The following is an 18,879-nucleotide window of genomic DNA, read 5'->3' on the forward strand; positions in this document are numbered from 1 at the left end:
ACTGTAGGGCACTCGGTGCCGCGATGTGCGGTCCTGGATCGCTCTGCCCGGTCCTGGATCGCTCTGCCAGGTCCTGGATCACGCTGCGCGTGAGGGCACACAGGGGTAGGTCGGGGCGCTCGCGACCTGACGGATGATCCGGTCGAGCGCGAACCACGCGATGACGATCGCCCCCGCGTCGACCGCGTAGCCGACGCGCTCGGACACGAGACTCGGCTCGATGTCCCCGATCGCCACGAGGAACGGGAGCCACCACGTCATCAGCAGTGTGGTGCTCACGGATCCGTGCGCGAGGTGCTTCATGGTCTTCGCCGGGGAGAACAGGTTCGCGATCGGAACGATCCACATCCACCAGATCCATGCGTTGGACGGCACGCGCAGGCCCTCGCTTCGCCGCACGTAGGCGACCGAGCACATCCACTGGCTCAGCAGCATCCACGAGACGACACCGGCCAGGAGCATCGCGCTGCCGAGCGCCTGGAGCAGCGGGCTTCCGAGCGTCGTCCCGACGTCCGCGCTGACGGAGAAGCCGGGGAGCGACTCGTCGCCCGGCTCGGCCGCTATGGCGAGAGCGCTGGTCACGACCCACAGCCCGGTGAACACCCCTGTCGACCAGCGGGCGTTGCGCACGTAGCTCGAGCGCAGCGTGTCAGGCGCGACAGGTGAGTCGCCTGGCGGCATCGCGCCCGCAGCGTCCATGGTCATCGCCGATCCCCCTTCGGTCCCCGAATGCTGAGCGTACGGCAGTCGGCGCCGCAGGCGCCGTGATCACCTCGGCTCGGGCGGCCCCGTCGTCTCGAACGGATCCGCGGCTGCGGGCGCGGCGGGTGCAGCCGCGGCGGGCGCGGCAGACGCGGGAGCCGGAGCCTTCCGCGCCTTGCGCGCGCGGACCAGCAGGATCACGCCGACGGCGATCAGGGCTGCGAGCGCGAGCCACGGCAGGAGCACGCCCAGGATGACGAGCGCCGCGGAGAGGAACGTGATCAGCCCGTTCCAGCCGGAGACGAGCCCGTCCCAGAAGTTCGAGGGCGAGTCCTCCTCGATGATGACGACGGGCTCGGTCGTGAGCGACAGGTCGATGGTCGACAGCGACACCTGGTCGTCGAGCCCTCGCTGCTGCGCCTCGAGGCTCTGGAGCTCGGCCTGGCGGCTCGCGAGCTCGTCCTCGAGCGAGATGATGTCCGCGATCTTCTCCGCGTCCGCGAGCAGCGCCTCGATGCGGTCCGTCGAGGCGCGCAGGGTCGAGATCTTCGCGTCGAGGTCGATCACCTCGGTCGTGACGTCGGCTGCGCTGGTGCTGAACTCGTCGACCGTGCCGAGCGCGCGCAGGTCCTCCACCGCGGCGTCGAGCTTGTCGGAGGGGATGCGCAGGGTGAGCCACGCGGAGCCGCCGTCCCACTCGTCGGCCGCCGTCTCGCTGCGGGCGTCGATGCGCCCGCCCGCGCCCTCGACGATGCTCGTGGCCTTGTCGGCCGCCGCGATCGGGTCCTCGACAGTCATGTACATCTCGCCGGTGACGATGATCGAGCGAGTCGTGGTGGTCGTGGAGGAGTCGGCCGCCGCGGACGCCTCGCTCATCGAGTCCGCCTCGTCGTAGTACTCCTCCCCGCCGTCGGCGGCATCGTTCGCGTACGAACCCGCCGAGTCGGAAGCGCTGCCCGAGCAGCCCGCGAGCACGCCCGCCATGCCGATGAGCCCTGCGATGACCCACGCGCGGCCGGCACCCCTGCCTGTGCGGCGCGTTCCCCCTTGAACTGCGTTCATGATGCTCATACAAGTCCGACGCGCGCGGGCGCGCAATCGTTGGGTGGTCACGATTCGGCCACGCTCAAGATGCCCCCGGGCGCCGCATCGTCCCTGGTGAGGCGACGATCTCGGGACCACCGAGGCCGAGGTGAGGCGCAAGGCGGCTCGCCCCCGCATCGTCCCGATGCGACGCGGTCCTACGGTCGCTGCGAGAAGCGCTCCAGGACGTCGGTGTCGCCACCGACCACGAGGATGCAGTCGGGCGTGATGATCGTGTCGGCGCCGCCGTACTCGAAGTCCTCGCCCGGCACCTTGACGCCGATGACCTGGAGGTCCCACTTGTTGCGCAGGTCGAGGTCCGCGAGGCGGAAGTTGTGCGTCTCCTTCGGCGGGCGCATCTTGACGATCGCGAAGCCGTCCTCGACCTCGATGTAGTCGAGCATCTTGCCGCCGACCGAGTGGGCGACGCGCGTGCCGGACTCGGACTCGGGCAGGACGACGCGGTGGGCGCCGATGCGCTGCAGGATGCGCTTGTGCTCGTTGGAGATGGCCTTGGCCCAGATCTCGGGGATGCCGACGTCGACGAGGTTTCCAGTGATGAGCACCGACGCCTCGAGGGACGTGCCGACGCCGACCACCGCCGCGCCGAAGTCCTTCGCGCCGATCTGCTCCATGGTGCGGGGGTCGGTCGCGTCGGCCTCGACCACGGGAAGGCGCTTGGACCAGCGCTCGACGAGGTCCTTGTCCTTCTCGACCGCGAGGACCTCGACGTCCATGCTGTCGAGCTCGTCGGCGAGCGCCGAACCGAAGCGGCCGAGCCCGAAGACCAGGACGCCCGATGAGGTGGTGTCGTTAGCCAATGAGGGGCCTTTCTGACGGGTAGCGGATCACCCGACGCTGCTTGTTCAGCGCCAGCGCCGCCGCGAGCGTGACCGACCCGAGTCGGCCGGCGAACATGAGGACCGACGTGAGGTGCTTGACCGAGTCAGGCATCTCGGCCACCTGGTCCGAGGTGAGCACCGACAGCCCGCAGGTCGCATAAGCCGAGACTACTTGGAACAGCACGCGATCGAGGTCCCAGCCGAGATCCCTGGTCCACGCGAGCATCAGGCCCGACCCGAGGAGCACGAAGGTCAGGCCGACCAGGGTGACGGCGACCGCCTGGCGGAGCGACTCGGTGCCGATGCGCTTGCCGAAGGCCTCCATGTCGCGGCGTCCTCGGGCCTCCGCGGTGACGGCGAGGACCAGGACCGCGAGCGTCGTGACGCGGATGCCACCGGCCGTGCCGGCGGAGCCGCCGCCGATGAACATGAGGACCTCCTCGAGCAGCCACGTGTGCTCGTAGAAGGTGCCGTGGTCGATGGCGGCGAAGCCGCCCGAGCGCTGGTTGACGCTCGCGAAGAAGACGGTGACGATGCGGGTGCCGACGTTCTCGGCGCCGAGCGAGTTCGGGTTGTTCCACTCGAACAGCGCGAGCAGGCCAGCCGAGATGACGCTCAGGATGACGACCAGGACCAGGGTGAGCTTGGTGTGGAGGCTCCACGTGCGGGGCTTGCGCCAGGCACGGATGAGGTTGAGATAGACGGGGAAGCCGAGCGCCCCGACGAAGACGCCGAGCGCGATCGGGCCGGCGACCCACGGGTCGCCCGCATACTCGACGATGCCGGTCGCGTTGGGGACGAAGCCGGCGTTGTTGAACGCGGAGACCGAGTAGAACGTCGCGTGCCACGCGGAGGTGATGAGCGGCAGCCCGTCGTGGAGGAAGCGCGGGAACAGCATCAGCGCGATCGCGATCTCGACCCCCGAGGAGACGATGAGGATCGTGCGCAGCATCTGGCGCACGTCGCCCAGGCCGCCGGCACGGGCCTGATCCGCCGCGAGCATGCGCTGGGTGAGGCCCATCCTGCGCGACACCATGAGGCCGAGGATCGACGCGAGGGTCATGATCCCGAGGCCTCCGACCTTGATGCCGATGAGGATCACGACGCGGCCGAAGTCGGACCAGTACAGGCCGGTGTCGACCACGGTGAGGCCCGTGACGCAGACCGCGGATGTGGCGGTGAAGAGGGCGTCGGCGAAGGGTGCGACGTGGCGGTCGGCCGTGGAGATCGGGAGCATCAGGAGGCCCGTGATGATCGCGATGAAGCCGGCGAACGTGCCGATCGCGAGGCGCGCGGGTGACTGGAGGGCCACCTCGTCGAACCTGCGCCCGGCGCGGTCGCGCCATCCCTGAGGCCTGCTCATCCCCGTCCCCTCGCGCGCTCGCGGGCGCGCCGGTCGCTCCTGTGGGCCGATGCGGACCCGGTCGGGCCGCGCTGGAAGCGGTCCACCTCCCACTATCGGCACTTTCTTCATTCTTCACAACTGTCACACCAGCCCCTACAGTAGGAGGAGCATTCGGCCGATATCCGCTCCGGATGAGCTGAAGGAGAAAGCGCGACATGCCCGACGAGAACGCCCCGCGGACGACGTTTCTGACCGTTGCCGAGGTCGCCGACCTCCTCAGGGTGTCGCGCATGACCGTCTACCGCTGGGTTCACGCGGGAGATATGCCGGCCGTCCGCTTCGGACGATCGTTCCGTGTGCCGCAGGCCGCGGTCGACGAGTTCCTCAAGCAGGCCGAGCTCACCGGCGGTATTACCACGGAAGATGACGGCAGGTCCGCAGGCGCGGTAGGCTAGGTCGCTGTCTGTCGCGTCCTGCGCGCAGGACGCCTGTCAGTTAGTCGATCTCGAGGGAGGGACCCATGGGTTCCGTCATCAAGAAGCGCCGCAAGCGCATGTCGAAGAAGAAGCACCGCAAGCTTCTTCGTAAGACGCGCCACCAGCGCCGTAACAAGAAGTAGTCGTGCCAGCCGCCGTGAGCGGCCAGACGACGTGCGAAAGCCCGCTCCACCTTGCGTGGGGCGGGCTTTCTGCCGTTCTCGGCACCGCTCGTCGTCGCGGGGCTCAGTCGCCTTCCGACGTCGCACCGGCGTCGCCGCGCCTGAACGGCGCGAACGCCGCGCGCTTGAGGCCGCGGAGCACCAGCATCACGACCCACACGGAGCCCGTGAAGGACGCGCGGACGATGCTGCGGCGTCCTTGGGCGTTGCGGCCCCTGAAGTCCTTGATCGGCCAGTGATGGCGCCGCGCGTGGACGCGCAGCTTGCGGTCGGGGTTGATCGCGCAGGGGCGGCCGACCGCGCCGAGCATGTGGACGTCGTTCATCGAGTCGCCGTAGGCGAAGCAGCCGTCGAGGTTCAGATCACGCTCGGCGGCGAGGTTCGCGATCGCCTCGGCCTTCGCCTTGCCGTGCATGAACGAGCCCTCGAGGGCGCCGGTGTAGTAGCCGCCCTTGTGCTGGGCCACCGTGCCGAGCGCCCCGGTGACGCCGAGGCGCTGCGCGATCAGGCGGCCGATCTCGATCGGTGTCGCGGTGATGAGCCAGACCTCGTGGCCCTGCGCGCGGTGCTCGTCGATGATCGCCTTGGTGCCGGGGAAGACGCGAAGCGCGAGGACCTCGTCGTAGACCTCCTCGCCGATCGCGCTCATCTCCGCGACGGACCAGCCGCGGATGATCGACAGCGCCTCGTCGCGCACGGAGCGCATCTGCTCCTTCGACTCCCCGAGGACGTTGTACTTGAACTGCTCCCACGCGAACCGCGCGAGCTCGCGGTTGGTGAAGAACCCGCGCTGCTTGAGCCCGCGCGCCAGATGGAACGCGCTGGCACCGCGGATGATCGTGTTGTCGACGTCGAAGAACGCCGCGATCCGCGTGCCGGGGTCGGGGGTGGGATGACCGGCAGTCACCCGTCCACTCTAGCGAGGGGCGCGCGACGCCCCTCGCAGACCCCTCCAGGAAGTGAGAGAAGGCACGGGCGTGGAAGATGAACATATTCTGTCGGCATGACAGAGCGCGTCGTCCTGTACAGCCGCCACGGGTGCCATCTGTGCGAGGAGGGCCGCGGCGTCGTCGATGCGGTCTGCTCGGGCCGCGGGGTCCTGTGGACCGAGGTCGACATCGACGGCGATCCTGAGCTCAAGGAGCGCTTCGGCGACGAGGTGCCGGTCGTGACCGTGGACGGCGAGACGGTCGCGTTCTGGCGCATCGACCCGACCCTGCTCGGCGCCGCGCTCGACTCGCACGGGACGCGATAGGCGGCTGGGACCGAGGTCGCACGGCGGCGCGCGCGGCACGCGGTACCGCGGGCGCGCGGCGCCGGGGGAGAATAGCCGCATGCCTGTCGTCCATCTCCTGCGCCACGGCCACGTCCACAACCCCGACAAGGTGCTCTACGGGCGCCTGCCAGGGTTCCGCCTGTCCGAGGCGGGTCGCGCGATGGCGCAGGCCGTCGCGGACGACCTCGTCGCCCGGAAGGTCGACATCCGGAGGGTCGTCGCGTCGCCGCTGCAGCGCGCGCAGGAGACCGCGGGGCCGATCGCCGAGGCGTTCGGGCTCGGCATCGACACGGAGCCACGCATCATCGAGGCGGGCAACGACTTCGCGGGCGGCCCGTTGCCGAGCGGCCCCAAGGACCTGCTGAACCCGCGCGCGCTGTGGATGCTGCGCAACCCGCTGCGCCCGTCGTGGGGCGAGCCGTACAAGGAGCAGTCCGCGCGCATGTGGTCCGCGCTGCGCGACGCCGCGGTCGCGACGCCCGAGGGCGAGACGATCATGGTCAGCCACCAGCTCCCGATCTGGGTCGCGCGCTCGACGTTCGAGCACCGCTCGCTCATCCACGACCCACGCAAGCGCATCTGCGGCCTGGCGTCGCTCACGTCCTTCAGCTTCGAGGACGGCGAGCCGGTGAGCCTGGACTATCGCGAGCCCGCCGCGCACATCGAGGTGCCTCGGTGAAGCGTGGTTCCCGCCTCATCATCGCCGCGGCGATCCTCATCGCGATCATCATCTCCCTGACGGCCTGCGCGCCCGAGGACGCGGCGCAGTCGCCCGGCTACGTCAGCGGCGACGGAACGGTGACCGTCTTCGGCGAGGCCGAGCGGGACGCTCTGGCGCTCACCGGCACCGCGTTCGACGGCACCGCGGTCGACACCGCCGACTGGGCGGGCGAGGTCGTCGTGGTCAACGCCTGGTACGCCTCGTGCCCGCCGTGCCGCGCGGAGGCCTCGGAGCTCGCGGCGCTCGACGCCGAGGACGGCGTGCAGCTCGTCGGCGTCAACTCGCGCGACGGCGCCGAGACCGCGCAGGCCTTCGAGCGCACCTTCGGCATCGCGTACCCGAGCATCGACGACTCCGACGGCTCCGCCATGGCCCAGCTCCAGGGCGTCGTCTCGATCAACGCCGTGCCGACCACGCTCGTGATCGACCCCGACGGCAACCTCTACGCGCGTGCGGTCGGGCGGATCGAGGAGTCGACGCTGCGCTCGCTCGTCGAGGACGCCGCCGCCGTGAGCGGCGTGACGGTCGACCTCGGCGAGGCGGCCACGGCCACGGCCGCGCCGACGGCCGCGGACGATGCTGAGGCCGGGTCGGACTCGGCCACGGACGATGCGGCGGTCGGCTCCGCGTGATCGCTCTCGTCCCCGCGTCGCTCGGCGGCGACTTCGCCAACACCGTGCTGACGGGCTCGCTGCTCGTCGGCATCCCCGTCGCGATGCTCGCGGGCCTCGTGAGCTTCGCGTCGCCGTGCGTCGTCCCCCTCGTGCCCGGCTACCTCGGCTACGTGTCGGGCATGGCGGGCGCCGGCGTCGGCGCGAGCACGCGGGCCAAGGCGACCCGTCCGCGGCTGATCCTCGGCGCGCTGCTGTTCGTCCTCGGCTTCTCGGTCGTGTTCGTCGTGCTCGGGCTGCTCGTGTCCTCCGCGGGCGCGCAGTTCCAGGCGCGGCTCGACATCGTCACGCGAGTGCTCGGGGTGCTCATCATCGTCCTGGGCTTCGCGTTCATGGGCGCGATGCCGTTCCTGCAGGCCGAGCGGCGCGTGCACGTCAGCCCGCGCGCGGGGCTCGCGGGCGCGCCCCTGCTGGGTGCGGCGTTCGGGCTCGGCTGGACCCCGTGCATCGGCCCGACCCTGTCGGCGGTCCTCACGCTCGGCCTCAACGAGGGCTCGGTCGCGCAGGGCGCGATCCTCGCGTTCGCGTACTGCCTGGGGCTGGGCCTGCCGTTCATCCTGCTCGCGGCGTGGTTCGAGCGGTCGGGCCGCGTGCTCGGCTGGCTGAGGCGCCACCGGCTCGCGCTCATGCGCGTCGGCGGCGGACTGCTGATCATCCTGGGCGTCGCGCTCGTGACCGGCCTGTGGGACCGCTTCACCGGCGTCCTTCAGGGCTGGATCGACGGCTACTGGGTGGCGATCTGATGGCGCGCATGAAGCTCGACAACTACGCGGTCGCCGACGCGCCCCGGCTGGGCCTCAGGGGCTGGGCCCGCTGGATCTGGCGTCAGATCACCTCGATGCGCGTCGCGCTCATCCTGCTGCTGCTGCTCGCGCTCGCGTCCATCCCCGGCTCGATCCTGCCGCAGTACCCGTCGAACGCGACCGCCGCGAACGAGTTCGTCGCGAGCTACGGCTGGTGGGGGCGCGCGCTCGACGCGATGGGCTTCCTGGACGTGTTCGGGTCGGCGTGGTTCACCGCGATCTACATCCTGCTGTTCGCGTCCCTGATCGGCTGCATCCTGCCGCGCATCGGCGTCTACTGGCGCAATCTGCGCACGCCCCTGTCGCCCGCGCCGTCGCGCCTGGACCGCTACGAGGACAAGGACGAGGCGGAGACGGACGATGCGCGCCTCGCCCTGGACACGGCGGCGGCCGGGCTGCGCGACCAGCGGGTGCTCGGGATCGCGATCCCTTCCCGCATCGTCGCGATCACGGGCTGGCGCGTGCGCGTCGACGAGCGCGACACCCGCGACGGCGGCCGCGAGCTCGCGCTGTCCGCGAGCAACGAGAGCCTGCGCGAGGCGGGCAACCTGCTGTTCCACCTGTCGCTCGTCGGCATCCTCGCGTCGATGGCGGTCGGCGGGCTGCTCACCTACCGCGGCCAGGCGATCATCGTCGAGGGCGGGTCGTTCACGAACGCCGTGGTCGACTACGACTCGTTCAGCTCGGGAAACCTCTTCGATGAGGACGAGCTGGACCCGTTCACCCTCACGCTCGACGAGCTCGACGCGACCTTCGCCGACGACGGCATGCCCGAGGACTTCACGGCGCACGTGACGTTCCAGGAGCCCGGCGACGACGCGTTCAGCACGACGATCCAGGTGAACCGCCCGCTCCAGGTCGACGGCGGCAAGATCTACCTCCAGGGCAACGGCTACGCGCCCGACATCACGGTGACGGACTCCGACGGCAACGTCGCGTTCTCCGACGCGGTGCCCTTCCTGCCGCAGGACGGGGTCTACACCTCGACCGGGGTCGTGAAGGTCCCCGACGTGACGTCGGGCGATCAGCTCGGCTTCGTCGCGACGCTGCTGCCGAGCGCGACCGAGAGCGACGGCGAGCTCGTGTCGGTGCATCCCGACCTGCTCAACCCCGTCCTCATCGTCCGCGGCTACACGGGCGACCTGGGCCTCGACACCGGAGTCCCGCAGAACGTCTACGTCCTCGACGAGTCCCAGCTGAGCCCGATGAGGGACGAGGACGATGCGGTGTGGACGGTCGCGCTCAGCCCGGGTGAGAGCGTCGAGCTCCCCGACGGGCTCGGCACCTTCACGTGGAACGACACGTCGCGCTACGCCGCGTTCGACCTGCGCACCGACCCGACGCTGCCGTGGCTCCTCGCGTTCGCCATCGGCGCGCTCGTGGGGCTCGCGGGCAGCCTCTTCGCGCCCCGGCGCAGGCTGTGGCTCGTCGCGCCGCTCGCGAGCGAGGGCGTCGAAGGGGTCACGGACGACGGCACGCCGGTTACAGTGGTGCGAGCGGCCACGATGGCACCCGCCCATGACGCCGGGGCCGCTGAACAGATGCGTCGAGTCCTCGATGCGGCCACCGGTCGCTCGCGGCGCGTCGAGAAGGAATGAGATGTCCCCGCAGCTCCTTTCGATCGTCACCCTGTGGGCCGCCGCGGCGCTGTACGCCGTCGCGATGGTCGCGTGGTCGATCCGCCTGTCCCGTGTCGCCGATGAGCGCGTCCGCGCGCGTGCCGGCGACGATGCCGTCGTCGCTGAGGCCCCCGCGCGCGAGAAGGTGAGCGTCGCCGCAGGCGCCGCCGCGCCCGTGGACGATGCAGCGGTCGCCGCGATGGCGTCGGGCGCCACATCGTTCGTGGTCGACGACGGCGAGGACGACGCGCCCCCGCGCTCCGCCGCGGATCGCGCGCTCGGCGCCGCGCGCGCCGCGATGTACCTCGGGATCGTGCTGCACGCCGTGGGGCTCACGGCGCGTTTCTTCGAGGCCGACCACGTCCCATGGTCGAACATGTACGGCTACACGATCACGGGCTCGTTCACCGCGGTAGCGGTGTTCGCGTTCGTCCAGTCGCGCCGCGACATCTCCTACCTCGGCGCGGCGGTGACGGGCTTCTCGACTCTCACCCTCGGCCTCGCGATGACCGTGCTGTACTCGGCCGCCGACGGCCTGCGCCCCGCCCTCCAGAGCTTCTGGCTCGTGATCCACGTGTCGATCGCGATCATCTCCACCGGCGTCTTCGTCGTCGCCTTCGCCGCGACCGTCCTGCAGCTGCTCCAGTACGAGCGCGCGGACGGCGAGCGCGAGGTCACCGGCGGCGCCCTGAAGCGCGTCGGGACCAAGGCGCGCAACGTCGTCGTCCGGGCCGCGCAGCGCGCGCGCTGGTTCGAGGCCGTGCCGAGTGCCCAGAAGCTCGAGACCGTCGCCTTCCGCCTCAACGCCGTGGGCTTCGTGCTGTGGACCTTCACGGTCATGGCCGGGGCGATCTGGGCCGAGCACGCGTGGGGTCGCTACTGGGGCTGGGACCCCAAGGAGATCTGGTCATTCGTGATCTGGGTGCTCTACGCCGCGTATCTCCACGCGCGCACGACGTCGGGCTGGCTCGGCCGCCGCAGCGCGTGGATCTCGGTGTGGGCGTTCGCGGCGCTCATCGCGAACTTCACGATCGTCAACCTGTTCTTCCAGGGGCTGCACACCTACGCGTCCTGACGCGCACGATGGCCGCGGTCGCGGCTCGCCTTGCGCGCGCCGCTAGGCTCATCGCGTGAAGATCGCGTTCGTCCTGGATGACTCCATCGCCAGGCCTGACGGCGTCCAGCAGTACGTGACGGCGCTCGGCTCGGCGCTGGTCGACGCGGGCCACGATGTCGTCTACGCGTGCTCGGGCGACGTGCGCGACGATCTGCCGTCGGTGTCGCTGACCGGCAACATCGCGGTCACGTTCAACGGCAACGGGCTTCGCACCCCGAGACCGGCATCCCGCACGCGGCTGCGCGCATGGCTCCTGGCCACCCGTCCCGATGTGATCCACGTGCAGATGCCGCATTCGCCGTTCTTCGCGGGCCGCGTCGTGCGGGAGGCGAGGCGCGTGCTGGGACGCGACGTCCGCATCGTCGGCACGTTCCACATCCTTCCCGACGGCCGCGTGAGCGAGCTCGGGACGGCAGCGCTCGGCCGCGTGCTGCGCAGCAACCTCGCGCTGTTCGACTCCTTCGCCGCCGTGTCCGAGCCCGCGGTCGCCTTCGCGAGGCAGGCCTTCGGCATCGACTGCGCGCTCGCTCCGTGCCTCGTGGACGTGGACGCGTTTCGCGCCCAGGCGCCCGCGCATCGTCCCTCTCCCCAAGGCCGCCCCCTCACCGTGTCCTTCCTGGGCCGCTTCGTGGACCGCAAGGGCGCGCCCGAGCTCGTCGAGGCGGTCGCCGCGCTGCCCGAGGGCGCGCGCTCGCGGATCCGCGTCCGCATGGGCGGCAAGGGCCCGCTGCTGCCCGCGGTGGAGCGACTCGTCGCCGAGCGCGGCCTCGCCGACATCGTCGCCCTTGAAGGCTTCGTCGCCGAGGAGGACAAGGCGCAGTTCTACGCCGACGCCGACATCGCGTGCTTCCCCGCGACGGGAGGCGAGAGCTTCGGCATCGTCCTCATCGAGGCGATGGCCGCCGGGGCCGGCGTCGTGGTCGGGGGCGACAACCCGGGCTACCGGTCGGTGCTCAAGGACGATGCGGTGCTCGTCGACCCGCGCGACGCCGACTCGTTCGCGGCGGTGCTGACGGACCTCATCGGGGACGATGCGCGCAGGGCCGAGATCCACACGCGCCAGCAGGTGCGGGTGAGGGACTTCGACGCGCCCGTCGCGCTCGCGGCCGCGCTGCGACTGTACGAGGGCTGACGGTCTGGGTCCTAGCTCGTGCCCTTCTCGCGCTTGCGGCGGCGCTCCTGCTGCTCGAGCCAGCGCAGGTAGTCGGGGTCGTCGTCCGGCGCGATCGGGCCGTCGTTGCGCGATCGCGGGGTGTCCTCGAACGGGTCCACGAACCTCATGAAGAACCACGCGGCCGCGCCGAGGAACGGCACCAGCACCACGATCAGGTACCAGGCCCACTTCGGGACGCGGTACGGGCGCGGGTCGGCGTGCTGGGCGATGTCCACGACGCAGTAGACCGCCAGCGCCAACGCAGCGAGGTACGGAAGATAACGCATGAGAAGGACAGTCTAGATCCCGGTATCGTGTGGCCGCATGAAGGTCCTCTCCTACTGGGCCGCCCGCACCGGAATCTTCCTCGCAGTGGTGGCCGTCCTCTGGCTTCTGGACGTGCTCGACATCGTCACGCTCGTCATGGCCGTCGTCATCGCCTGGGTGATCGGCTACGTCGCGCTGCCTCGCATGCGGTCCTCCGCGCAGACCCAGATGGACGGCTGGGTGAGCCGCTCAGAGAAGGGCCTGCGGGACCTCGATGCCGAGGAGGACGCCGAGGCTGACACGGCACCGGAGAGCGACCGGGTCGCCGACGACGGCGACGCGGACGACGACTAGCTCGACGCGAGCGTCGCGATCGCGGTGATCATGCCCGCCGCCATGGCGAGTCCGCCGAGCGCCGCGAGCGTGCGTGCCGTCACGGTCAGGACCGTGTCCGCGGTCGGCGTGGCCACGTCCTCAGTCTCGGCGGCAGCCCTTGTCATCGTGTCTGTGCCCGTCATGGTGCACCTTTCCCCTCAGCGCGCCGTCCGTGGCGCACGCTTAAGGTACAGCTGTCGAGGATCGACGTCCCGGGACCTGCGGGCAGCCGTGGCCAACGTCACAGGGGCGTACCGGAGAAGGCGCTCGAAATCGGGCGAATTCGCGACGAGGCGAAGCCTCGTGGGCAGGCTCGACCCCCCCTGTTCTGGCGCGAGAGCATCGCAGCAAGGTGGCACCGGCGGTAGCACCGAGGTAGCATCGCGTGCATGAGCGTGAAGCTGAGCGTGTCCCTCACGGCCGAGGACCTCGCGCTGATCGATGCAGACGTCGCCGAGGGCCGCGCGCGAAGCCGGTCGGAGGCGATCCACCTCTACGTGGCGGCGGTGCAGGCCGAGCGCGCCGAGAGCATTGTTGAGGCTCAGTTCATCGAGGCGCAGCGCGAATGGCGCGAGAGCGGACAGGCCGACGAGTGGGAGTCCGTCGCCGGTGACGGACTGTGAGTCGCGGCGCGATCTGGACCGCCGACCTCGAGCCCGCGCAGGGGCGTGAGGCGAACAAGGTCCGTCCAGTGGTGCTCGTCGGGCGTGATGCGCTGATCCGCCGCGCGCTCGCCGATGGCGGCACCGTGACGGTCGCTCCGCTCACGACCAACGTCGCGAAGGTGTTCGGCTTCCAGGTGCTGCTTCCCGCGGAGCGGTCGGGTCTGCCGCGCGACTCGAAGGTGCAGGCGGAGCAGATCCGGACCGTGTCGACGGCCCGGCTGCTCGCGCACGTCGGGCAGATCGACGAGGAGCTCAACATGCAGGTGGACCAGGCGATCAGGGTCTATCTGGGTCTCTGAGCGCCATCTTCATCGAATCTTCACCGGAACGCCTTCGAGCGCATCGGGCGGCGCTGGTCTCCTGAGGTCATAGCGAACCTTGGAGGACGCCATGGACAGGAAGATTCTCGCCGCGGCCATCATCGGTGGCACGAGCCTGGTGCTCGCGCCCGTCACGGCTTGGGCCGCGAGCTCGGTCGGCACCAGCACCCAGGACGATGCGACGGTCGCCGACGCAGACGACGGCTACGGGATGATGGGGCGCGGCTGGGCCGACGACTCTGATGACGACGGCACCGGCGGAGGCCGCGGTGGCATGGGCATGATGGGCGGCTACGGCGGCATGATGGGCGGCACCATGATGGGCGGCGCCTTCGACGACTCCGTCGTGCTCGACCTCGTCGACGACGACATCAGCGACACGGATGCCGCGTCGCTCGCGTACATGGTCGAGGAGGAGAAGCTCGCGCACGACCTGTACGTCGCGCTCGGCGACGAGTGGGACCAGCGGGTCTTCGTGGGTGTAGCGCGGGCCGAGACCCAGCACACCGAGGCGGTGCGCTCGCTCCTCGACGCGTACGACCTCACCGACCCGACCGACGGGATGGACGAGGGGGAGTTCGCCGATGCGGACCTTCAGGACCTCTATGACACCCTGCTTGCGCAAGGGCTGAAGTCCGAGGAGGATGCGCTCGCGGTCGGCGCGCTCGTCGAGGAGACGGACATCTCCGATCTCCAGGCGCGCGCGACCGATGAGGAGTCAGTGAGCCTGCTGTTCGACCACCTCGAGTCGGCGAGCGAGCACCACCTCATCGCCTTCGTGCGCAACCTCGATGCCGCGGGCGTCGACTACGAGGCGCAGGTGCTGAGCGACGATGCGCTGGCGGAGATCCTCGGCGAGTGACGGACTGAGGCGACCGTCGTCGCTAGATCGCGATGCCGACCGCGAGCAGGATGCCGTAGGCCAGCCCCACGGCGGAGGTCGCGAGGAAGATCGGCGCGAGCGCGCGGCCCTCGAACGGGCCGCGCACGGCGAGCCCGATGAGGAGCGACGGCAGCGCCGTGATGGTCGCGAGCAGCGCCCACGGGTGCGCGAAGGACACGAGCAGCGCGCACAGCAGCGGCGCCATCATGATCCCCAGGAACATGTGCCGCGCCCGCTGGGGGCCGAGCTTCACCGCAAGGGTGCGCTTGCCGGTGAGCGCGTCGGTCTCGAGGTCCCGGATGTTGTTGATCATGAGCATCGCCACCGAGGAGAAGCCGACGCCGGCCGCCGCCACGACCGCCCACCACGTGATCTGACCGGCCTGCGCGACCATCGTGCCGAGCACCGCCACGAGGCCGAAGAACACGAAGACAGAGACCTCGCCCCAGCCGTCATAGCCGTACGGCTTCGACGAGCCCGTGTAGGTCCACGCCGCGACGATCGCGATCGCGCCCACGATCAGCCACCACCACTGGCCCGCGACGGCCGTGAGCCACAGGCCCAGCAGCGCTCCGACGCCGAACATGAGGAACGCCGCGCGCTTGACCGCGGACGGCGTCGCCTTGCCCGTCGCGACGAGGCGGTCCGGGCCGACACGGTCCATGTCCGTGCCGCGCACGCCGTCCGAGTAGTCGTTCGCGAAGTTCGACGCGATCTGGAGCGACAGCGCGACGCCCAGCGCCAGGATCGCGATGAGCAGCCGGAACCCGTCCACGGCGATCGCGCTCGCGGTGCCCACAGCGACCGGCGTGATCGCGGTCCACAGCGTGCGCGGCCGCGCGCCGGCGACCCAGTCCTGCATCGTCGTGGTCATGCGTCTCCGTTCGAGGACTCGAGCAGGCGTCGTGCCTGCATCCTGTCGATCTTCCCACTGTCGAGCCGGGGGAGGGACTCGACGGCGACCACCTGCCGCGGCAGCTCGGGCGCGCTCAGGCGCGCGCCGTCATCGTGCAGCACAGGGGCGTCGTCCCGAGAACGGCCGAGCGCATCGCGCCATTCCGCCAGTGACGGCGCCTTCGCGCCGGGCGAAAGGACGACCACCGCGCCCACCCTCGAGCCCCACTCCGCGTCGGGCACCCCGGCGACCACCGCATCGTCCACGAACGGGAGCGCGAGCAGCGCGCGCTCGACGCGCAGCGGGTGCACGTTGACGCCCCCGCTGATGATGACGTCGTCGGCGCGGCCGAGGACGGCGAGGACGCCGTCATGGACGATGCCGAGGTCGCGCGTGCGCAGCCACGTCTCGCCCTCGCGCGTCACCCAGTCGGCCGGGTCTCGCACGGGGAGTCCCGCATTGTCCGCATATCCGTCGGCGAGCATCGGGCCTGCGAGCAGGACGTGGCCCTCGTCATCGATCGCGACGCGCGCGATGTCCAGCGGGACTCCGTCGTAGACGCACCCGCCCGACGTCTCCGTCATCCCGTACGTCCGCACGATGGTGCCGGGCGCATCGTCCCTGTGCAGCGCGGCCCCGCCGATGAGGACCGCGTCGAAGGCGTCCAAGGCGGCGCGGCCGACGGGGTCGTCGAGCAGGCGACCCAGCTGGGTGGGCACGAGCGAGACGTACCGGCGCGAGCCGCCGGACGCGACCAGCGCGTCGACGCCGCGCGCGAAGCCCTCAGCCGTGAACGGCCCCGGGTCCAGCGCGACCACGCGGGAGCCTGACAGCGCCGCGCGCGCGAGCACCATCGCGCCCGCGATCCGCGTGGTCGGCATCGCGAGCAGCCAGTCGCCGGGTCCGCCCAGGCGCCGGTCGGTCGCCTCCGCGCCCGCGCGCAGGGCCGCACCGGAGATCAGGACCTGGCGAGGCTCACCGGTCGAGCCCGACGTCGGGGCCGCGATGCCGGTCGCCGCGCCCGACAGCGCGGCTGCCAGCGCATCGGCCGGACCTGAGGACAGCGGCGCGTAGTTCACCTGGCTCAGCCTAGGCGGCACCTATGCTGACGAGGTGACCAGCATGAGGATGAAGGGCGGCGCTGCCGCGATGGCCGCAGTCGCGCTCCTCCTCGCGGCGTGCGCACCATCCGTCGAGAGCTCGCCGGCGGTGACCGCGAGCTACGAGTCCGAGGGAGCGCGCGCCTCGGCGCCCGCCGCGCCCGAGGACCCCTACCCGGAGGTCGTCTGGCCGCTCACCGGGCTCGACGCGACCGACGCCACCGAGGAGGAGATGGCGAACCCCGCGCTCGCGATCAAGATCGAGAACTCGATCGACGCGCGCCCGCAGGAGAACCTCGAGTACGCCGACGTCGTCTACGAGGAGTACGTCGAGGCCGGCATCTCGCGCCTGGTCGCGATCTTCCACTCGCAGATGCCCGAATCCGTCGGCCCGATCCGATCGATGCGCCCCATGGACAAGAACATCATGGGCTCCTACCTCGGCCCGCTCGTGTTCTCCGGCGCACAGAACGGGTTCATCAACCAGAACGCCGCCGCCGGCATCGTCCAGATCACGCAGGACCGCGGCGACTACGGCTTCTACCGCACCTCCGACAAGGTCGCCCCGCACAACCTCCACGGCTACCTGTCGAAGTTCCTCGAGCAGGCGGGCGACACGACCACGCCGCCGCAGCAGTGGGACTGGGCCGTCGACGTCGACGAGTCCACCGCGCAGACCGAGGGCACGAAGATCTCGAACATCGCGATCATCATGTCCGGCTGGGCGCACCCGAGCTGGGACTACGACAAGTCCACCGGGCTGTGGATGCGCTCGGAGTTCGGCGTCAAGCACGTCACCACCGACGGCACCCAGATCTCGGCGACCAACGTCGTCGTGCTGCGCGTCAAGATCGTCACGAACCACGACGGCGGCGGGTCGGGCGTGCCCGAGACGCTGCTCGCGGGCTACTCCGGCGAGGGGCAGCTCATCTCGGGCGACAAGGTCGTGGACATCGAATGGTCCAAGGACGAGATGACCGACCCGATCGAGATGACGACCACCGACGGCGAGGCCGTCGAGCTCGCGCCCGGTCAGACGTGGTTCGAGCTCATCCCCGTGTCCGGGTCGGTCACGGTCTCCTAGCACTCAAGGCTCGCGCGAAGCGGGTGCGCGGGCGTCGGCCCGGGCGCCCGCTTCTTCATGTCGGGCGCGGTCCGATGGGTCGGATCGGGGCGTCGCTGTACACGCGCGGACACTTTCTGACACATCGCGCCGGGACGCTGCGGCGTGTCGCGCGAGACACGCCGTGCGGGGCGTCCGCCGCGTGTCAGGAAGTGCTCACCGTGCGCGCGGGACGCCGCCGACGTGCCGAGAGCTGACTCACGGAGCGGTCGCTGCAAGCGGGTGAGTGAGTGTCGGTTCTGAGAGGTCGCTGCATCTGGCGGGTGAGCCAGTGTCGGCCAGCGTCAGGACGCGTACGGGTCAGTACGCATAGGGGAAGCGCGTCCAGTCGGGCGCGCGGTGCTCGAGGAACGCGTCGCGGCCTTCCTGAGCCTCGTCGGTCATGTAGGCCATGCGGGTCGCCTCGCCCGCGAAGACCTGCTGGCCCGCGAGGCCGTCGTCCGCGAGGTTGAACGCGAACTTGAGCATGCGGATCGCCTGCGGGGACTTCGTGGCGATCTGCGCGGCGTACTCGAGGGCCTTGCTTTCGAGCGACTCGTGCGGCACGGCCTCGTTGACCGCGCCCCAGGCCTCCGCGTCCGTGGCCGAGTACTCGCGCGCGAGGAAGAAGATCTCCCGCGCGCGCTTGTCTCCGACCTGACGCGCCAGCAGGGCTGAGCCGTAGCCCGCGTCGAAGGAGCCCACGTTCGCATCGGTCTGCTTGAAGCGCGCGTGCTCCTTGGACGCGATCGACAGGTCGGCCACGACGTGCAGGCTGTGACCGCCGCCGGCCGCCCAGCCGTTGACCGCCGCGATCGTCACCTTGGGGGAGTTACGCATGAGGCGCTGAACCTCGAGGATGTGCAGGCGGCCGCCGTAGGCCGGAGCGTCCTGAGCCGTGCCCTCGTACAGGTAGCCGTCCTTGCCGCGGATCCGCTGATCGCCGCCCGAGCAGAACGCGTGCACGCCGTCATCCGCGGGCCCGTTGCCCGTGAGGATGATCGCCGCGACGTCCACGGTCTGGCGCGCGTGGTCGATCGCGTGGTAGAGCTCGTCGACGGTCTGCGGGCGGAACGCGTTGCGCACCTCGGGGCGGTTGAACGCGATGCGGACGGCCGGCAGGTCCTTCTCTCCGTCCTCGGTCCGCGATACCCACCGGTGGTACGTGATGTCCGAGTCCGGGAAGCCGTCGATCGCGCGCCACTGACTCGGGTCCATCAGGTCCGACACCTGGGTGGGGATCTCGCTCATGTCGCCAGGGTAGTCGCGAGCCCACCCCAAC

At 70.5% G+C, this 18,879-nt stretch carries 24 protein-coding genes; 14 read left to right on the forward strand and 10 right to left on the reverse strand.

Translation table 11 applies throughout. From position 1 onward, the window contains the following. Positions 1-78: 78 nt before the first annotated feature. The 4 genes from AOP78_RS00765 to AOP78_RS00780 all read right to left on the reverse strand — a co-directional run bounded on the left by AOP78_RS00765 (position 79) and on the right by AOP78_RS00780 (position 3,990). On the reverse strand, positions 79-705 hold the full coding sequence (locus AOP78_RS00765) for a hypothetical protein (RefSeq protein WP_062200521.1): 627 nt from the start codon (positions 703-705) through the stop codon (positions 79-81). 63 nt (positions 706-768) lie between these two features. Beyond that, positions 769-1,764 (reverse strand): DUF4349 domain-containing protein, encoded by a 996-nt coding sequence (locus AOP78_RS00770; RefSeq protein ID WP_160297575.1) that lies wholly within the window; start codon positions 1,762-1,764, stop codon positions 769-771. A 179-nt stretch (positions 1,765-1,943) separates the two neighbouring features. Continuing rightward, on the reverse strand, positions 1,944-2,606 hold the full coding sequence (locus AOP78_RS00775; RefSeq protein ID WP_062200526.1) for a potassium channel family protein: 663 nt from the start codon (positions 2,604-2,606) through the stop codon (positions 1,944-1,946). Continuing rightward, the gene (locus AOP78_RS00780) at positions 2,599-3,990 is read right to left on the reverse strand and encodes a TrkH family potassium uptake protein (protein ID WP_062200527.1); all 1,392 of its coding nucleotides are present in this window, start codon (positions 3,988-3,990) and stop codon (positions 2,599-2,601) included. Before AOP78_RS00780 ends, AOP78_RS00775 begins: the two co-directional genes overlap by 8 nt. Before the next feature lie 197 nt (positions 3,991-4,187). Between AOP78_RS00780 and AOP78_RS00785 the strand changes: the two genes are divergently transcribed. Beyond that, the gene (locus tag AOP78_RS00785) at positions 4,188-4,427 is read left to right on the forward strand and encodes a helix-turn-helix domain-containing protein (protein ID WP_062200530.1); all 240 of its coding nucleotides are present in this window, start codon (positions 4,188-4,190) and stop codon (positions 4,425-4,427) included. A gap of 65 nt (positions 4,428-4,492) precedes the next feature. Beyond that, positions 4,493-4,591 carry a 30S ribosomal protein bS22 gene (locus tag AOP78_RS14675; protein ID WP_005504750.1) on the forward strand — a complete coding sequence of 33 codons (99 nt, stop codon included), beginning with the start codon at positions 4,493-4,495 and terminating at the stop codon, positions 4,589-4,591. A 103-nt stretch (positions 4,592-4,694) separates the two neighbouring features. On the opposite strand, the gene AOP78_RS00790 is transcribed toward AOP78_RS14675, so the two are convergent. Further along, positions 4,695-5,537: an HAD family hydrolase gene (locus tag AOP78_RS00790; protein WP_062200533.1), complete on the reverse strand. Its 843-nt coding sequence runs from the start codon at positions 5,535-5,537 to the stop codon at positions 4,695-4,697. A 96-nt stretch (positions 5,538-5,633) separates the two neighbouring features. Here AOP78_RS00790 and AOP78_RS00795 point away from each other — a divergent pair, with 96 nt between their 5' ends. The 7 genes from AOP78_RS00795 (at position 5,634) to AOP78_RS00825 (ending at position 11,969) form a co-directional block, all read left to right on the forward strand. Further along, a complete protein-coding gene (locus AOP78_RS00795) occupies positions 5,634-5,885 on the forward strand; it encodes a glutaredoxin family protein (protein ID WP_062200536.1) in 252 nt (83 codons plus the stop codon). 79 nt (positions 5,886-5,964) lie between these two features. Next, on the forward strand, positions 5,965-6,585 hold the full coding sequence (locus AOP78_RS00800) for a histidine phosphatase family protein (protein WP_062200538.1): 621 nt from the start codon (positions 5,965-5,967) through the stop codon (positions 6,583-6,585). Then, a complete protein-coding gene (locus tag AOP78_RS00805; RefSeq protein ID WP_062200541.1) occupies positions 6,582-7,259 on the forward strand; it encodes a TlpA family protein disulfide reductase in 678 nt (225 codons plus the stop codon). The genes AOP78_RS00800 and AOP78_RS00805 overlap by 4 nt, the downstream gene beginning before the upstream one ends. Then, on the forward strand, positions 7,256-8,041 hold the full coding sequence (locus AOP78_RS00810) for a cytochrome c biogenesis CcdA family protein (protein WP_062200544.1): 786 nt from the start codon (positions 7,256-7,258) through the stop codon (positions 8,039-8,041). The genes AOP78_RS00805 and AOP78_RS00810 overlap by 4 nt, the downstream gene beginning before the upstream one ends. 8 nt (positions 8,042-8,049) lie before the next feature. Further along, positions 8,050-9,699 (forward strand): cytochrome c biogenesis protein ResB, encoded by a 1,650-nt coding sequence (resB, locus tag AOP78_RS00815; RefSeq protein ID WP_160297576.1) that lies wholly within the window; start codon positions 8,050-8,052, stop codon positions 9,697-9,699. Position 9,700: 1 nt separating this feature from the next. Further along, complete coding sequence (gene ccsB / locus AOP78_RS00820; RefSeq protein WP_062200549.1) at positions 9,701-10,795, forward strand: c-type cytochrome biogenesis protein CcsB; 1,095 nt, start codon at positions 9,701-9,703, stop codon at positions 10,793-10,795. Between the two features lie 55 nt (positions 10,796-10,850). Beyond that, a complete protein-coding gene (locus tag AOP78_RS00825; protein WP_062200552.1) occupies positions 10,851-11,969 on the forward strand; it encodes a glycosyltransferase family 4 protein in 1,119 nt (372 codons plus the stop codon). 11 nt (positions 11,970-11,980) lie between these two features. Here the strand turns inward: AOP78_RS00825 and AOP78_RS00830 are convergent, their stop codons facing one another. Continuing rightward, positions 11,981-12,277 carry a PLD nuclease N-terminal domain-containing protein gene (locus AOP78_RS00830; RefSeq protein ID WP_062200554.1) on the reverse strand — a complete coding sequence of 99 codons (297 nt, stop codon included), beginning with the start codon at positions 12,275-12,277 and terminating at the stop codon, positions 11,981-11,983. Positions 12,278-12,314: 37 nt separating this feature from the next. On the opposite strand from AOP78_RS00830, the gene AOP78_RS00835 reads away from it, so the two are divergent. Beyond that, positions 12,315-12,611 carry a DUF4229 domain-containing protein gene (locus AOP78_RS00835; RefSeq protein ID WP_062200556.1) on the forward strand — a complete coding sequence of 99 codons (297 nt, stop codon included), beginning with the start codon at positions 12,315-12,317 and terminating at the stop codon, positions 12,609-12,611. Here AOP78_RS00835 and AOP78_RS15160 read toward each other — a convergent pair. Further along, the gene (locus tag AOP78_RS15160; RefSeq protein ID WP_160297577.1) at positions 12,608-12,775 is read right to left on the reverse strand and encodes a hypothetical protein; all 168 of its coding nucleotides are present in this window, start codon (positions 12,773-12,775) and stop codon (positions 12,608-12,610) included. The genes AOP78_RS00835 and AOP78_RS15160 overlap by 4 nt on opposite strands. A 246-nt stretch (positions 12,776-13,021) precedes the next feature. Between AOP78_RS15160 and AOP78_RS00840 the strand changes: the two genes are divergently transcribed. The 3 genes from AOP78_RS00840 (at position 13,022) to AOP78_RS00850 (ending at position 14,479) form a co-directional block, all read left to right on the forward strand. After that, a complete protein-coding gene (locus tag AOP78_RS00840; RefSeq protein ID WP_152659345.1) occupies positions 13,022-13,255 on the forward strand; it encodes a ribbon-helix-helix protein, CopG family in 234 nt (77 codons plus the stop codon). Then, positions 13,252-13,596: a type II toxin-antitoxin system PemK/MazF family toxin gene (locus AOP78_RS00845; protein ID WP_062200559.1), complete on the forward strand. Its 345-nt coding sequence runs from the start codon at positions 13,252-13,254 to the stop codon at positions 13,594-13,596. The genes AOP78_RS00840 and AOP78_RS00845 overlap by 4 nt, the downstream gene beginning before the upstream one ends. Positions 13,597-13,687: 91 nt before the next feature. Then, positions 13,688-14,479 carry a DUF2202 domain-containing protein gene (locus tag AOP78_RS00850; RefSeq protein WP_062200562.1) on the forward strand — a complete coding sequence of 264 codons (792 nt, stop codon included), beginning with the start codon at positions 13,688-13,690 and terminating at the stop codon, positions 14,477-14,479. 22 nt (positions 14,480-14,501) lie between these two features. On the opposite strand, the gene AOP78_RS00855 is transcribed toward AOP78_RS00850, so the two are convergent. Further along, the gene (locus tag AOP78_RS00855) at positions 14,502-15,374 is read right to left on the reverse strand and encodes a 1,4-dihydroxy-2-naphthoate polyprenyltransferase (protein WP_062200564.1); all 873 of its coding nucleotides are present in this window, start codon (positions 15,372-15,374) and stop codon (positions 14,502-14,504) included. Continuing rightward, the gene (locus tag AOP78_RS00860) at positions 15,371-16,474 is read right to left on the reverse strand and encodes an AMP-binding protein (RefSeq protein ID WP_062200567.1); all 1,104 of its coding nucleotides are present in this window, start codon (positions 16,472-16,474) and stop codon (positions 15,371-15,373) included. The genes AOP78_RS00855 and AOP78_RS00860 overlap by 4 nt, the downstream gene beginning before the upstream one ends. Positions 16,475-16,517: 43 nt before the next feature. Here AOP78_RS00860 and AOP78_RS00865 point away from each other — a divergent pair, with 43 nt between their 5' ends. Then, the gene (locus AOP78_RS00865; RefSeq protein ID WP_083979635.1) at positions 16,518-17,579 is read left to right on the forward strand and encodes a DUF3048 domain-containing protein; all 1,062 of its coding nucleotides are present in this window, start codon (positions 16,518-16,520) and stop codon (positions 17,577-17,579) included. Positions 17,580-17,918: 339 nt separating this feature from the next. Here the strand turns inward: AOP78_RS00865 and AOP78_RS00870 are convergent, their stop codons facing one another. Next, complete coding sequence (locus AOP78_RS00870; protein ID WP_062200571.1) at positions 17,919-18,848, reverse strand: 1,4-dihydroxy-2-naphthoyl-CoA synthase; 930 nt, start codon at positions 18,846-18,848, stop codon at positions 17,919-17,921. Positions 18,849-18,879: the final 31 nt, after the last annotated feature.

Source organism: Demequina salsinemoris, from assembly GCF_000974805.1.
In the GTDB taxonomy this organism is placed as follows: Bacteria; Actinomycetota; Actinomycetes; order Actinomycetales; family Demequinaceae; genus Demequina; species Demequina salsinemoris.